Below are 14,944 nucleotides of genomic sequence, written 5' to 3' on the forward strand. Positions count from 1 at the left end.
TCAAGGCTAAAGAAGAAAATTATGCCCTCTACAGGGTCATTTTAACGCCTTCAACCGTAAATACGTCTTTGTACATCGCGTCCACTTGGTCACGGTTTTCAACAGTAACCATGAATGACAACGACACATAATTACCGTCTCGGCTCAATTTCGAGGTTGGCGAATAATCATTCGGCGCATGTCGATTGACGACTTCCGCCACTTCCATATCAATACCATCACGGTTGGCAGCCATAACTTTAAAGCAAATTTCGCACGGAAACTCCCATACTTTATCGCGATCATATTGTGTCATAACGCTGCCTCATCACTAATTTGTCCCAAGTATAACTGCTCTTTCAGCTCTTGGTAATATTGATACATTCGGCACCACACAGGACCTGCGACGCCTTCACCTATTGTAACACCATTTACTCGAATCACTGGGCGGATTTCCTTGGTTGAGCTGGTTAGCCAGACTTCATCCGCTAACTCTAACTCATGCTCAGGTATCGCGCGTTCTTCAAAAGGAATCTCGTGGCGGCTGGCTAATGCCAAAATAAACTCACGAGTGACCCCTGCCAGTAAATGCTCACTCAACGGCGGCGTAATAATAACACCATCACGCACAATAAACAGGTTGCTTGATGTTGCTTCGCTCGCTTCGTTGTTGCGAACTAATATGGTGTCATCAGCGCCAGATTCAAGCGCCTTTTGTTTCAGCATGCAGTTTGCCAGTAATGTGATCGCTTTAATATCACAGCGCTGCCACCGAATGTCTTCTTCGGTAATGACCGAATAGCTTTTAATATCAGCAACTTGCCAGTCTTTTTTTACCGGCGGTAATGGCGATATCATAGCAAACACAGTTGGCGTATCTAACGCTGGGATGTCGTGATGACGGTCAATGTAACTGCCCCGAGTCACTTGTAAGTAAATCGAAGCGTTATCAAGCTCATTCTGCGCGATCAACTCTTCGCATATCCTAAGCCACTCTGACTCCGACAGCTCAAACGACATCAAAATTGCAGATAAACTTTTATGTAAACGCTTGATATGGCTCGAAAAACGAAATGGTTTCCCTGCATATACGGGGATCACTTCATAAACCCCATCACCAAACAAAAAGCCCCGATCTAAGACCGGGACTGTTGCTTGTTCAAGGTTTTGAAACTCGCCGTTTAAATAAGCTACCGACATTTTTCATCTTATTTCAGTTAGTTATCATTTATAGCGGTTTGATCTTATCGCTTTAGTCTTCACGCTTAGTCCTCAAACCAAAGCGCCATAGAATCCCACATACGACCAAAGAAGCCAGCTTCTTCAACTTTGTCTAAAGCCACCATTGGCATCCGCTTAACAACCTTATCCCCCATCTGGAAATAGACTTCACCGACAACTTGGCCCTTCTGAATTGGTGCCATTAATTTACCGTTTAACTTATAGTTAGCTTTTAGCTGATCTTTCTCGCTTTTCAACACCGTTAACACAGCATCTTGCGCTAAACCAACACCCACTAACTCTTCCTCGCCTTTCCACACTTCAGCTTGCTTTAGCGACTTACCGGCGGTGAAAGCCTTAACGTTGGTGTAAAAACGAAAGCCATAATTCAGTAATTTACGACTCTCACTCGCACGCGAGCCCATACTGTCGGTACCCATAACGACTGAAATCAAACGCATGCCCTGTTTTTCTGCCGAAGACACTAAACAGTAACCTGCTGCTTCTGTATGCCCGGTTTTGATTCCATCCACACCTAGCGTCGTGTCACCCAATAGTTCATTACGGTTTTGCTGGGTGATGCCGTTGTACTTAAATTCACGCTCAGCATAGAGGCTATAATCTTCTGGGAAATCAATGATTAAAGCTCTTGCTAACTTGGCCAAGTCGCGTGCAGTTGTGTTGTGCTGCTCGTGCGGCAAGCCAGTGCTGTTCATAAAATGTGTACTGTTCATGCCAAGGCGTTTCGCGTATTGATTCATCAAATCAGCGAACGCTTCTTCGCTACCGGCAATATGCTCTGCCATGGCGATACTCGCATCGTTACCCGACTGAATCACAATACCGCGGTGTAGATCTTCCACCGTCACATACTTATTAACCTCAACAAACATCAAGGAGCTTCCTTTAAGCTTTGGGTTTTGGGCCCAAGCATTCTCACTAATCAGCACCTTGTCTTGTTCACTGATATTGCCCTTATGCAATTGATCCGCAATGATGTAGCTGGTCATCATTTTAGTTAAGCTTGCCGGAGGGAGCTGTTGATCCGCATTTTCCTCGATAATGATCTGCCCAGTCTCAAAGTCCATCAGTAACCATGAGCTCGCATCAACACTTGGCTTAGCCGGTTGAATAGCCGCTGCTACGCCCGAACAAGCCCATAAAACCAACCCTAATACCACGATGTTTACATAATTACGCTTCATCATTTTCAACACTATCTATTTATTTGAATACTTCATTGATACTCGACTGAGCTTTTTGCCAGTCACGACGATTCTATATCATTTCTTCAGCGCGATAACTCGACGACTAGTCGGTAACAACACGCGGAGAACCAAAGCTATACTGTTTTAACTGCGATAAAATCGCTTCTGCCGCACGGGCATCTTCTAAAGGCCCAATGCGTACACGCTGTAACCGCTGACCATTAATCTCGATCGGGGTCAAACTGATCGGCTGACGGAAATGTTCACGTAAACGCGAGGCTAAAGTATCTGCCTTCATCTCATCGGCAAAAGCTCCAACCTGTACATACAGTTCAGCATTATCCTGCTGCTGTTCCATCGGTGGAATTTCTAGCTCACCATCAGAGTTGCTAGCTTTTTGTGCGCCATCTGGAGAGGCCAAAACTTTAACCTCGACACGCGCTGTTCCACGTTTTTCATAACCAAGTTTCTTTGCAGCAGCATACGATAAGTCAATGATACGATTTTTAGCGAATGGGCCACGATCGTTAATTTTCACGATCACCGAATCACCGGTATCAATATTCGTTACTCGAGCATAACTCGGTAACGGCAGAGTTTTATGAGCAGCGGTATATTGATACATGTCATACACCTCTCCCGAAGAGGTGCGACGGCCATGAAACTTTTGTCCGTACCAACTAGCGATGCCTTCTTCAGTGTAACCGTAACCATTGGCAAGGACGTGATAAACCACACCATCGACCTCATAGTAAGGAGGATTACCAAAAGGGCTTTTTTCCTCAACGCGTGGTGTTGGCTCTGACGCAGGTCCGTCTTGGAACGAGCTTGCAGTGCCATCGGGAGCATAGTCTGGAATCTTACGGTCCGCAGCACTCCCATACTCAGGTGCGTCATCGTCAGATTCACGCCCACCACTAGTCGTGGTACAGGCACTCAAAACACCTAATAACGTTAATGCGCTAATGAATTGTGTTGTCTGCTTTATTAACATTTTGTCTACCTAAACAGTTCTTTATCAACAGTTTTATAAAAACTATGACTCACTTTTATTCGTTGCTTCTTTTGCAGCTAATGCTCTTTGTTGCTTTACGTCATACTCAGCCTTGATTTCTTGGCTTAATTGATAAACCGCCATAGCATACATAGGGCTACGATTATAACGAGTAATCACATAAAAGTTGTGGAAGCCTAGCCAATAATCATAGCGATCTTCCTGCTTATAGTGATAGATACCAGTAACATCCTGATCACTCGCTTTCCCTTGATACTTCAGCCCTGCTTGCTTGAGGTCAGAGACTTTAAACTTTGGCTTGAGCTGATCGTTTTTAAATTGGTTCGCCATGCTTTCATCAACATCAACAAATTCAGCCACCGGCTCGCCTAAACGCCAGCCGTGCATTTTGAAGTAATTGGCCACACTGCCTATAGCATCAGCCTTACTATCGAATAAGTTAATTTTGCCATCACCATCGAAGTCTACTGTGTAATGACGGTACGAGGTTGGAATAAATTGCCCCATGCCCATGGCGCCAGCATAGGATCCTTTAGGCTCATCTAACTTCCAACCTTGCTCACGAGCTAACACGAAATACTCCGCTAACTCACCAGCAAAAAACTTGCCGCGTTTCGGGTAGTGGAACGCTAGGGTGCTGATAGCATCGATTACTGGATAGCTTCCCTGAATCCGACCGTAATAAGTTTCAACGCCAATAATCGCAGTGATGATTTCTGCCGGAACCTGAAATTCTTGCTCAGCTTTTTCAAGCAACTCTCGGTTCGCTTCTAAAAATTCAACCCCTTGCTTAATGCGTTTTTGTTGCACAAAAATAGGACGATACTGATACCAGTCTTTACCTTCTGCGGGGCGACTGATGGCATCCAAAATACTTTGACGCTTTTCAGCTTTGCCCAATACGGTGGAAATATAACTCTCTGTAAATCCATGCTCTTTTGCCATGTATTTAGCAAACGCGTCTTTATCAGTGGGTGCCTCACCCGCATTTGCGGCTAAACCAAACAAGCCAAGCCCTGAACTCAATAACATTGTCGCTAGCATTTTTTTCATTGAACTCTCCTGGAGCCAGTTATTTTTGTATTAATAACGATAACTAATCTTTTAAGCCGAATGTAGACGTCGATGGGTTTGTATCGACATTAATATGCCAAAACTCGCCATCAAGGTCACGATCGAGGTACCGCCATAACTGATCAATGGCAATGGTAACCCGACCACCGGTAACAAACCACTGACCATGCCTATATTTACGAACAAATAAACAAAAAACGTTAAGGTTAACGCTGCGCCCAGTAGGCGACTAAAACTATCTTGACCCTGCAAACTGATGTAAAGACCACGCCAAATCACAAACAGGTAAAGTGCAAGCAAAATGATAATGCCAATTAATCCAAACTCTTCGCCTAAGACCGCAAAAATAAAATCGGTATGGCGCTCGGGCAAAAACTCTAACTGAGACTGAGTACCATTGAGCCAACCTTTGCCATAAATCCCCCCCGAACCAATCGCAATTTGTGACTGGATAATGTGATAGCCCGAACCTAAGGGATCACTTTCAGGGTTCAAAAAAGTCAGTACACGCCCTTTCTGGTACTCCTCCATCGTGAAGTACCACATGATGGGCGCTAAAATCATACCGATGCCAAGCGCGCCGACAATATAACGCCACTTCAAACCGGCGAAGAAAATCACGAAAAACCCAGAAGCCGCAATTAATAATGAGGTTCCTAAATCTGGCTGAATCATAATTAACACGGTAGGCGTTAACACTAAAATCAAACTCACCAACAAGTGTTTTAACGTCGGTGGTAGCGCTTTATCCGCCAAGTAAGCTGCCACCATAATAGGCACCGCCAACTTCATGATTTCCGATGGCTGAAAGCGCACCCCTAAATCAATCCAACGCTGAGCGCCTTTGCTCGACTCGCCGAAGAATATGACCGCCAGCAAAAACACGATGCCGACTAAAAAGAATAAGGGGGCCCACTCTTTTAACGTCCTCGGAGCCACTTGAGCTAGCAAAAACATCACGGTTAAGCCAGCGCCGAAACGGATCACTTGTCGCTCGACTAACGCCAAGCTTTCACCACCCGCGCTGTAGACCACTAACAAACTGAACGCCATAAGCGCTAGCAAGCCTAATAAAAGAGGCACATCAATGTGTAAACGCCAAAGCAAACTTCTGCGTGCTTTATGAGTATTAGCCGCACTAGTTCGCAGCGCCATTGTTGCTCTCCTCGTCAGTGCTTGCTGTCTCAGCCTGGTTAACCTTTAAAACCTCTAACAAATAATAATCCATAATTTCGCGAGCTAAAGGCGCAGCGTTAGAACCACCGCCACCAGCGTTTTCCATCATTACTGCCAACGCAATCTTCGGCTGTTCAAAAGGAGCGTAACCGATAAATAGGGCATTATCATGGAATTTTTCTGCTATTTTTGTGGCATCGTACTCTTCGTCTTGAGCAATACTCTTAACCTGAGCCGTGCCCGTTTTACCCGCAGCAACATATTCAGCGTCAGTAAAAGCACTGCGAGCCGTGCCTCGTGGGGGCTCTGTCACTTTTTTCATGCTGTCTTTAACTAGGTCGAGCCAACTACCATCGCTGGTGTCGATTTGATGATATGCCATCACTGGGGTATTGGCCTCGAAGCGATTATCCTGAGCAAACTCTTTAACCAATTGTAAGTTATAACGAATGCCATCGTTAGCTAATACAGCGGTGGCATTGGCTAACTGCAGCGGCGTCACCGTCCAGAAGCCCTGACCAATACCAATATTCACCGTATCTCCATTATACCAAGGCTCTCCGCGAGCGGACTTTTTCCAATCTCGCGACGGCATGATGCCCACTTTTTCCTCAACAATATCGATACCAGTTTTTTGGCCAAAGCCAAACTGCTTCATGCCATCATAAATGTTGTTAATTCCTAAACGAACAGAGAGGTCATAGAAAAACGTATCACACGACTCAACAATCGCCTGCATCACACCAACCGTGGCACCATGCCCCCATGCTTTCCAGTCCCGATAACGGTGATCATTATTCGGGAGCGAGAACCAACCTGGATCAGCAATTCGTGTACTTGGCGTAATAACCCCTTCTTTTAATCCTAAAAATGCTAAATGAGGTTTAATGGTAGACGCTGGCGGATAGGTCCCTTGAACCGCACGGTTATACAAAGGACGTTCAGGAGTTAGTAGCTTTTGATAATCTTCGCTAGAAATGCCACCCGTGAACATATTAGGGTCGTAAGACGGCTCACTGACCATGGCTAATACACCGCCTGTGGATGGCTCAACCGCAACCACCGCGCCACGTGCGCCGTTTTCTTTCATCAACTGAGTAATTTTCTGCTGCAAGCCTAGATGCAAATATAGATGTAGGTCTTCCCCGGCTTGTGGCTCTTCTCGCTCCAGAACCCTGACGATCCTGCCACGCACGTCAGTTTCTACCTTCTCACTGCCAACCTCACCATGAAGCCGATTTTCATAGAAGCGCTCTAAACCCAGCTTACCCATTTTGCCCGTGGCAGCGTAACGTTGACGGGTAGTACCCACTTCCTTCTTTTCCCTGACATCTTTTTCGTCCATCCGAACCAGATCATCTTGGGTAATCGCACCCATGCGGCCCAAAACATGAACTAAGCTCGCAGCATAGGGGTAATACCGCTCTAATCGAGCTTCGACACTAACACCCGCGAAGAAATGTTGGTTAGCGGAAAAGATGGCGACTTCTTGTTCATTCAGATTGGTTTTGATGGCGTAAGAATTAAACTTCGGGCGAAACTTCACTTGCTCCAAAAATTTGTCCACTTGCTCATCAGTGATATCAAACATCTGGCGCAAGCGCTCTACGGTGTCATCCATATCATCGACTTGCTCAGGAACAATTTCTAAAGCAAAGATTGAGCGGTTTTGCGCGAGTAACTTCCCCGTTTGGTCATAAATAAGCCCACGGACCGGTGCGATAGGCTGGACTCGGATACGATTATTTTCCGATTGGGTTTGGTATTTGTTGTGGTCAATGACTTGTAACTTAAACTCACGAGCAATGAGAAAAATCATTAAGCCAATAACAATAGCTAGCGCGATCACGCAACGGACGAAAAACAAAGAGGTTTCTCGGCCAACGTCTTTTATGGCTTCGCGTCGTTTTAGCATAACAAATGATTAAACCATTGCTTAGGTTTTTGTTTCACATCAACTACTTATCATTATTCACGGAGATTATTCTCGATGATACGGATGGTTCACCGTCACTGACCAGGCTCGATACAAAGATTCCGCAATAATCACTCGAACCATAGGATGCGGAAAGGTAAGGTTCGATAAAGACACTTTCTGGTTCGCTCGTTCAATACAAGCTGGCGCTAAGCCCTCAGGACCGCCCACAAAAAACACCACACTCGGGTGATGCTGTTGCCAATGTTCGATTTGCTGCGCAAGCTGAGGCGTTGATAGCTGCTTACCCTTCACATCTAAAGCAATGACCCAGTCAGCACTCGAAACGTGGGACAGCATGGCTTCGCCTTCTTTATCCGTTAACCGTGTAATATCAGCATTCTTTCCGCGTTTGACCGCTGGAACCTCGATCAGTTCCAGTTGAAAATCTCTGGGAAAACGACGGGCATACTCATTATACCCCTGCTCAACCCAGCTAGGCATTTTTTGACCGACCGTGATTAAGCGCAGCTGCATGGAGTTACGTCAGAATAGTTATTGAGAGCGTGCGTCTTTCCAATTAGGATCCCACAACTTTTCAAGCTGATAAAAGTCGCGAGTTTGCGCCAGCATGATATGCACCACGACATCGCCTAAATCGACCAAAACCCACTCAGAAACATCATCACCTTCAACACCGAGCGGTTGAATGCCTTGATCCTTCATTTCACTAACTAAGTTATGCGCCACAGACTTCACATGACGATTAGAAGTACCGCTAGCAACCACCATATAATCGGTGACTGTACTCAATTCTTTAACATCTAACACGCTGATTTCTTTAGCTTTTAGGTCTTCCAGTTGCTCAACAACAACATTCTTTAATTGCTCGACTTGCATTAATTACCTTAACTCTTAGGGTTTAAGCCATATAGGCCATGCTGATTTATGTACTCTAGTATACCATCTGGCAATAAAAATCGGGGTGAAAACCCTTGATTTATTTGCTCTCGGATATAGGTCGATGAAATATCCAATTGCGGCATCTGGCAAAAGCCGACTTTACCAAAGCTATGTTGCGGCAAAGACTCAAGATCTTCTATAGCAAAGTTCTGGTAAAACTCCGCCACTTCACCCTCAGTCGGCAACTGACTGCTAGGACGTCCGACAACCAGAATGTTAGTCAGCTTTATCAACTCCTGCCATTGATACCATTCATTGAGCTTTGCGAACGCATCCGTACCCATTAGAAAGACTAGGCAAGCATCACCAACACCTTTTTGCTCAAGTTCGTGGCGAATTTCACGCAAGGTTACGACGCTATAGCTTGGCTCTTTGCGCTGCAACTCGCGGTTATCGACGGTTAACTGAGGATATTTACCCGCCACCAACTGCAACATTTCAATTCGTTGTTGTGGCGAAGCGCCCGGTTGTGGTCGGTGGGGTGGATAGGCTGCTGGCATCAAAGAAATCTTTGCTGTTGGAAAGCGGTTCAACATTTCCTGGGTCATGCGAAGGTGCCCAAAGTGAACCGGGTCGAAAGTTCCGCCTAACACTATATGCATCGCTTTTTTGCCGTTAGTGCTCACTGACATCAAGACATCCCAAAAGCTTTCTTAATATCATTCAAACCATCCGTTGCGGCTTGCGATGGCTTTTGACTGCCACCCTTTTGCCCCCCAGCTTGAGTTTTTTTGGCTCTGAAAGGATTAACACCAGCGATTAAGCACACCACGTAAGACAACTCTTGCCACGCATCGACGTCGGCTTGCCCTTTAACCCCTTTATCAATCATGGTTAAGCGCTGGATCATGGCATACCATTTTTTGACGCTTCCTTTACTTAAAGCTACCTGTAGCACTTTTTGCTTCTTGGGCCACACACGGTTGGCTTTGAAGATCTCAGGTATTGGTGTTCCAGCAGCAATGTCTTCAGACCATTTGGCTAAGTTTTGGCACTCACGAAGTAACTGATTAACCACAGGCAAAGGATAAGTTCCTTCAGCCTCAATGCTGGCTAACATGCGCAAAGCACGGTCCGCTTGTCCTGCCAAACAAGCATCACCCAACTCAAAGGTCGAGTAACGAGCATTTTCGCCAACATACTCACGCATACTATCGCCGCTAATCACGTTACCTTCGGCGAGTAGCGATAACATTTGTAAATCTTGGTGCGCCGCCAGCAAGTTACCTTCACAACGCTCAATCAGAACTTGTACCGCATCATTGTCGAGTTGCACGTTAAGCTGAGTCGCGCGTTGACGTAGCCAGCCGCCAAGCCTTTCCGCTGGAATAGGCCAAACTTCAACCACGATGCCAGCTTGCTCTAAAGTTTTAAACCATGAGGTACGTTTTTCGTTAGATAGCTTGGGGGCAATGATAAGCAGCACATCTGTCGGTTGACTATTGATAAAGCTTTGTATGGCTTCGCCTTGAGCTTTTTTAATGGATTTATCAAAGCGCCACTCCAGCAATCGAGTTTCAGCGAACAGAGACATGGTACCAGCTTGATCGGTCAGCGGATTCGCAGCACTTGAATCTTCAATAATTTGGCGCTCTAAAATGCCCTGCTTTTTGCAATGGGCGCGGATCTGGTCGGCGGCTTCCATTTTTTGCCAAGGCTCATCGCCAGCAACGAGATAGACTGGAAAACTTTGAGTAAGTGCTTGCTGTAATTTTTCTGGATAAACTTTCACGTTTGCCTTGGCGGTTAATGTTCAGAAGGTTACGAGTTAGGCTTAAGATGCAAAGTCGTGGCCATTTGTAACAACAAACGATTAATCACATCCTGATGCATATCGTCGACCAATCGTTTCTGCTCGTTGACTTGTCCTGACTCTAAGGTTCGCTGATAAGCAAATTCACGACGACTGGTTAAGGTTTGTGTTTCAGGCTCGCCTTCAGTCACCATATTAGGTGTCAGCAATTGATATTTTAGCGTAAAAATCAATTCGAGTTCACTGGCTCGCCCAAAGCTATCGCGTGCTACTGTGCGCTTCTCCGTATGATAGCCAACCACCGCTAACTGTATTTTCGAATCTTCAGCTGCCGTGACCACATCAGCGCCCTGATAAGCCAGTCGTTGTTTCAGCGTGCGCTCAAACTCAGCGTTTGGAGTCTTGCTTAACAGCCAGACCTTAGCGCCATCCAAATCGGTTCCAGCGCCACGCAGGTGAAAGCCGCAAGCCGTTAATAAACCACTCAAAACAATCACCGTCAGTAATAAACGAATTTTCATTCTAATCCTATCACTCAGCCTTAATCAGTTAATCAATTAGCAACAATATTCACCAGTTTACCCGGAACCACGATCACTTTACGAACCGTATTACCGTCAGTAAACTTCTTAACGTGCTCGTCTTCAAGCGCTAGCGCCTCGACCTCTTCTTTTGAGGCACTGGCAGAAACCGTGATTTTGGCTCGAACCTTGCCATTAACTTGAACCACGATCAGCTTTTCATCTTGAACCATCGCAGATTTATCGGCTACAGGCCACTTGGCGTCAACAACATCCGAGCGCTCAGCATCATCAACCAGCTCGCCTAGGGCTGTCCACAATTCAGAACATACGTGTGGCACGATAGGTGCCAATAACAGAACCGCGGTCTCTAACGCTTCATGCAAAACGGCGCGATCTTGCTCAGACATTTCTTCCGCTTTTGCCGCGTGATTCAATAGCTCCATCACTGCCGCAATCGCTGTATTAAAGGTAAAACGACGATCATAATCATCAGTCACCTTAGCGATGGTTTCATGGGTTTTGCGACGCAGTGCTTTTTGATCACCATTCAGGGTCGAAACGTCTAACTGACTCACCGCGCCTTTTTGCTGATGCGACTGCACCATTTTCCATAAACGACGCAAGAAACGTAGCGAACCTTCTACTGCTGAATCTTGCCATTCCAAGGATTGATCAGGTGGCGATGCAAACATGGTGTATAAACGCATGGTATCCGCACCATACTGCTCCACCATTGACTGCGGATCGATACCGTTGTTCTTCGATTTCGACATTTTCGTCATGCCGGCGTGCGTGACTTCATTGCCATCTTGATCGACCGCCTTGACGATATTGCCTTTGTCGTCACGCTCAAGCACTTCAACGTCTAGCGGCGACACCCAGTGACGCGCACCTTTGTCATCCACATAGTAATAAGCGTCAGCCAGCACCATGCCCTGACACAATAATTTTTTCGCAGGCTCATCAGAATTAACCAAGCCCATGTCACGCAATAACTTGTGGAAGAAACGGAAATACAATAAGTGCATGGTCGCGTGTTCAATACCACCAATATACTGATCCACAGGTAACCAATGGTTCGCCTTCTCAGGATCAAGCATACCGTCTTCGTAATTTGGACAAGTAAAGCGTGCGTAGTACCAGCTCGACTCCATAAAGGTATCAAAAGTATCCGTTTCACGAACACCTTCAACGCCATCAACCACCGCTTTTTTCCACTCTTCATCAGTGTTGAGCGGGCTGGTCACGCCATCCATCGAAACATCTTCTGGTAAACGAACAGGAAGCTGGTCCTCTGGCGCAGGAACGACCGAACCGTCTGGCATGTTAATCATAGGAATCGGTGCGCCCCAATAACGTTGACGCGATACGCCCCAATCGCGCAGACGATAGTTAACGGTTTTGTTACCCTTACCCATCGATTCTAACTTTGCCGCAATCGCATCAAACGCTTTCTCGAAAGGCATCTCCGAAAATTCGCCTGAATTAATCACGATACCTTTTTCGGTATAAGCTGCTTCGCTAATGTCTAGCTCAGAACCGTCAGCAGGCTTTACCACTTCTGCTTTATCAATGCTGTATTTGGTGGCGAATTCATAATCACGCTGATCGTGTGCAGGAACCGCCATTACAGCGCCGGTGCCGTAATCCATTAATACAAAGTTCGCGACCCAAATTGGTACCTCTTTGCCGGTAAGCGGATGCTTGGCGTACAAGCCAGTTGCCATACCTTTCTTTTCCATGGTCGCCATTTCGGCTTCCGATACCTTGCTGTTTTTGCACTCGTGCACAAAATCAGCAAGCTCAGCATTCTTTTCAGCTGCCATTGCCGCAATCGGGTGTCCTGCTGCAACCGCAAGGTAAGTGACACCATATAGCGTGTCTGGGCGCGTGGTATAAACACGTAGGTTGTCACCTTGATCAAAATCAAACTCAACCTCGACGCCTTCCGAGCGGCCAATCCAGTTCTTCTGCATGGTTTTCACCATGTCGGGCCAGCCTTTAAGCTTCTCAATGTCTTCTAACAGCTCTTCCGCGTAGTCTGTGATTTTAACAAACCACTGTGGAATCTCTTTCTGCTCCACCGGCGTATCACAGCGCCAGCAAGTGCCGTCTACTACCTGCTCATTCGCCAAAACCGTCTGATCATTTGGGCACCAGTTAACCGAGGAAGTCTTTTTATAGACTAGGCCTTTTTCGTAGAGCTTTGTGAAAAACCACTGCTCCCAGCGGTAATATTCAGGCTGACACGTGGCAAACTCGCGATCCCAATCAAAGGCAAAGCCCAACGTCTGCAACTGACCTTTCATGTACTCGATATTTTCGTAAGTCCAAGGCGCAGGCGACGCATTATTCTTCACCGCCGCATTTTCCGCAGGCAAACCAAAAGCATCCCAACCAAACGGCTGCATCACATTTTTGCCCTGCATACGCTGGAAACGCGACACCACATCACCGATCGTATAGTTACGAACGTGGCCCATGTGTAATCGACCACTCGGGTACGGGAACATGCTCAAGCAGTAAAACTTCTCTTTCGAAGCATCTTCGACCGCCTTAAAGGTTTGATTTTTTTGCCACTTTTCTTGAATTTTCCCTTCAATTTCAGAAGGTTGGTAGTGCTCAGTTAGTTGCATTGTCTGAAAATCTTTAGTTATTAAATGTGATTAAGAGGAAACAGGCCAAAAGCCCCGCACAGCCTCAAACGACAAGCTGTTAATGTTACCTGACAGGGGGGAGAGCAACAAGGTTAATTGTTAGGGTTTATGGAGTGTTGCAGTAGGCTGTATAGATTCAGCCATCTTTTAATTTAATACCATACCAATTAGACTCCAACAAACTAGAGTATATCGGTAAGAACTACTGATAATCCTGAGGGGTGAGCGAGAATTCAACTTCGATAGAAACGGTCACACTACTATTTTTAGGAATATCTAATAGGCCACTTACCGTATTCCCGCTTTGCGATAAGTTACACGTCACCCCAGCACTACATGAAACATTCGTTATTGTAAGGCCGTTAGGAACAGTATCTTCAAAACTGACCCCTGAAAGATTAGAGTTCCCGTCATTTGACACAGTAACCGCATAAACACTGGTTCCTTTCGGGGAATACCCTGTATTAGCATCGGTCTTAGTTACTGAGATATCAGCTTCCTGACGGTTAACAAAGTCACATATTAATCGCTCTGTTTTAGTGATGTTCAATGATGAAACAGAACCATCAGCTAAGTTAACCGTTCCAACTGAAACGTTATTACGATCAACACATTGAATATCCGTCACAGCCCAGTTGTCCGGGGTGAGCTCGTCAATAGTATAAGAGCCTGGGTCGAGCTGTAGGTACAGTTGACCGCTACCTGTAATAATATCATTGCGCGACGTTCCGGGGCTGTTGCTATTAAAAGTAAAAGTCGTGGCTGTATCCGTTCCAGCATCTTTTCTTAATATGAGCTGCCCTTTATCAGAGTCACGCAGACAATCTTTAGGATCTGAAGTCGGGGATGCGGACGGATAAGAACAAGCATTTACCTGCACTCCACCTGCAGGCACGTCTAACGTAGACACATCACATGTAACCTTAGTATCTTGAGGGTGAGCTTCTCCGCCCGGGAAAGGATCGTCATCGGAAATCTCTGAACTACAAGTTGTACCCGTTAGCGCAAATAACGTTGCACCACCACAACGCTCCTCCGAGTCGGGACTGGTACACATATAAGCGAACGGCGTTGTAGGCAATATAGTTGCAGGCTGTCCCCCAACCTGAAAACAAATGGCGTAATCAATGAAACCGGAAGGATCATCATCTGTATCAAAAAGCATACAGCCATCGCCAGTATTGTTACCTGAGAAATTGACTTTATCAAAGCTCACCGACACCAAATAAGAGCTGGGTAAAGGATCAAAGTCATAACACATCTGCGTCAGGTCAGCCTGCGCACTACCGCTTAAATCATTCACACCACCACTATCAGCGTGACAAGCAAAGTCAGCGCTCGCAGTAGGCACAATAGTAAATAACGTTAGTCCCAATAGATAAACAAATACTAAATATCGCATATCAAATCCCTTACTCGAAGCGTGACAGAGTTCACACTTTGTTTTTCTGGTGCGATT

At 46.0% G+C, this 14,944-nt stretch carries 14 protein-coding genes; all 14 read right to left on the reverse strand.

From position 1 onward, the window contains the following. Window positions 1–28: 28 nt before the first annotated feature. Complete coding sequence (locus TQ33_RS10260) at window positions 29–295, reverse strand: YbeD family protein (RefSeq protein ID WP_046561958.1); 267 nt, start codon at window positions 293–295, stop codon at window positions 29–31. Beyond that, the gene (locus tag TQ33_RS10265) at window positions 292–1,179 is read right to left on the reverse strand and encodes an aminotransferase class IV (RefSeq protein WP_046561959.1); all 888 of its coding nucleotides are present in this window, start codon (window positions 1,177–1,179) and stop codon (window positions 292–294) included. The genes TQ33_RS10260 and TQ33_RS10265 overlap by 4 nt, the downstream gene beginning before the upstream one ends. Window positions 1,180–1,244: 65 nt before the next feature. Next, on the reverse strand, window positions 1,245–2,405 hold the full coding sequence (locus TQ33_RS10270; RefSeq protein ID WP_046562461.1) for a D-alanyl-D-alanine carboxypeptidase family protein: 1,161 nt from the start codon (window positions 2,403–2,405) through the stop codon (window positions 1,245–1,247). A 106-nt stretch (window positions 2,406–2,511) separates the two neighbouring features. Next, window positions 2,512–3,402, reverse strand: a complete 891-nt coding sequence (locus TQ33_RS10275) for a septal ring lytic transglycosylase RlpA family protein (protein WP_046561960.1) — start codon at window positions 3,400–3,402, stop codon at window positions 2,512–2,514. A 42-nt stretch (window positions 3,403–3,444) separates the two neighbouring features. Further along, window positions 3,445–4,476, reverse strand: coding sequence for a lytic murein transglycosylase B (gene mltB / locus TQ33_RS10280; RefSeq protein WP_046561961.1), 1,032 nt, complete (start codon window positions 4,474–4,476; stop codon window positions 3,445–3,447). Window positions 4,477–4,527: 51 nt separating this feature from the next. Then, entirely contained in the window at window positions 4,528–5,652 is a 1,125-nt protein-coding gene (gene rodA / locus TQ33_RS10285; protein ID WP_046561962.1) for a rod shape-determining protein RodA, read from the reverse strand. Then, window positions 5,636–7,588 carry a penicillin-binding protein 2 gene (gene mrdA / locus TQ33_RS10290; protein ID WP_046561963.1) on the reverse strand — a complete coding sequence of 651 codons (1,953 nt, stop codon included), beginning with the start codon at window positions 7,586–7,588 and terminating at the stop codon, window positions 5,636–5,638. The genes rodA and mrdA overlap by 17 nt, the downstream gene beginning before the upstream one ends. 66 nt (window positions 7,589–7,654) lie before the next feature. Continuing rightward, on the reverse strand, window positions 7,655–8,125 hold the full coding sequence (gene rlmH, locus TQ33_RS10295; protein WP_046561964.1) for a 23S rRNA (pseudouridine(1915)-N(3))-methyltransferase RlmH: 471 nt from the start codon (window positions 8,123–8,125) through the stop codon (window positions 7,655–7,657). A gap of 18 nt (window positions 8,126–8,143) precedes the next feature. Continuing rightward, window positions 8,144–8,488 carry a ribosome silencing factor gene (rsfS, locus tag TQ33_RS10300; protein ID WP_046561965.1) on the reverse strand — a complete coding sequence of 115 codons (345 nt, stop codon included), beginning with the start codon at window positions 8,486–8,488 and terminating at the stop codon, window positions 8,144–8,146. A gap of 8 nt (window positions 8,489–8,496) precedes the next feature. Next, complete coding sequence (gene nadD, locus TQ33_RS10305; RefSeq protein WP_052735282.1) at window positions 8,497–9,183, reverse strand: nicotinate-nucleotide adenylyltransferase; 687 nt, start codon at window positions 9,181–9,183, stop codon at window positions 8,497–8,499. Next, window positions 9,183–10,283, reverse strand: coding sequence for a DNA polymerase III subunit delta (gene holA / locus TQ33_RS10310; RefSeq protein ID WP_046561966.1), 1,101 nt, complete (start codon window positions 10,281–10,283; stop codon window positions 9,183–9,185). Before holA ends, nadD begins: the two co-directional genes overlap by 1 nt. Before the next feature lie 29 nt (window positions 10,284–10,312). Then, on the reverse strand, window positions 10,313–10,825 hold the full coding sequence (locus tag TQ33_RS10315; RefSeq protein WP_046561967.1) for an LPS-assembly lipoprotein LptE: 513 nt from the start codon (window positions 10,823–10,825) through the stop codon (window positions 10,313–10,315). A gap of 32 nt (window positions 10,826–10,857) precedes the next feature. Then, entirely contained in the window at window positions 10,858–13,464 is a 2,607-nt protein-coding gene (leuS, locus tag TQ33_RS10320) for a leucine--tRNA ligase (RefSeq protein WP_046561968.1), read from the reverse strand. 223 nt (window positions 13,465–13,687) lie between these two features. Continuing rightward, entirely contained in the window at window positions 13,688–14,887 is a 1,200-nt protein-coding gene (locus TQ33_RS10325) for a prealbumin-like fold domain-containing protein (RefSeq protein ID WP_046561969.1), read from the reverse strand. Between the last annotated feature and the right edge of the window lie 57 nt (window positions 14,888–14,944).

Source organism: Kangiella geojedonensis (genome assembly GCF_000981765.1).
GTDB classification, from domain to species: domain Bacteria; phylum Pseudomonadota; class Gammaproteobacteria; order Enterobacterales; family Kangiellaceae; genus Kangiella; species Kangiella geojedonensis.

What these genes read in the sequence shown, in the direction of transcription:
- TQ33_RS10260 (WP_046561958.1), bottom strand. Translation starts at nt 295, where the DNA reads ATGACACAATATGATCGCGATAAAGTATGGGAGTTTCCGTGCGAAATT.
- TQ33_RS10265 (WP_046561959.1), bottom strand. Translation starts at nt 1,179, where the DNA reads ATGTCGGTAGCTTATTTAAACGGCGAGTTTCAAAACCTTGAACAAGCA.
- TQ33_RS10270 (WP_046562461.1), bottom strand. Translation starts at nt 2,405, where the DNA reads ATGAAGCGTAATTATGTAAACATCGTGGTATTAGGGTTGGTTTTATGG.
- TQ33_RS10275 (WP_046561960.1), bottom strand. Translation starts at nt 3,402, where the DNA reads ATGTTAATAAAGCAGACAACACAATTCATTAGCGCATTAACGTTATTA.
- mltB (WP_046561961.1), bottom strand. Translation starts at nt 4,476, where the DNA reads ATGAAAAAAATGCTAGCGACAATGTTATTGAGTTCAGGGCTTGGCTTG.
- rodA (WP_046561962.1), bottom strand. Translation starts at nt 5,652, where the DNA reads ATGGCGCTGCGAACTAGTGCGGCTAATACTCATAAAGCACGCAGAAGT.
- mrdA (WP_046561963.1), bottom strand. Translation starts at nt 7,588, where the DNA reads ATGCTAAAACGACGCGAAGCCATAAAAGACGTTGGCCGAGAAACCTCT.
- rlmH (WP_046561964.1), bottom strand. Translation starts at nt 8,125, where the DNA reads ATGCAGCTGCGCTTAATCACGGTCGGTCAAAAAATGCCTAGCTGGGTT.
- rsfS (WP_046561965.1), bottom strand. Translation starts at nt 8,488, where the DNA reads ATGCAAGTCGAGCAATTAAAGAATGTTGTTGTTGAGCAACTGGAAGAC.
- nadD (WP_052735282.1), bottom strand. Translation starts at nt 9,183, where the DNA reads ATGTCAGTGAGCACTAACGGCAAAAAAGCGATGCATATAGTGTTAGGC.
- TQ33_RS10315 (WP_046561967.1), bottom strand. Translation starts at nt 10,825, where the DNA reads ATGAAAATTCGTTTATTACTGACGGTGATTGTTTTGAGTGGTTTATTA.
- leuS (WP_046561968.1), bottom strand. Translation starts at nt 13,464, where the DNA reads ATGCAACTAACTGAGCACTACCAACCTTCTGAAATTGAAGGGAAAATT.
- TQ33_RS10325 (WP_046561969.1), bottom strand. Translation starts at nt 14,887, where the DNA reads ATGCGATATTTAGTATTTGTTTATCTATTGGGACTAACGTTATTTACT.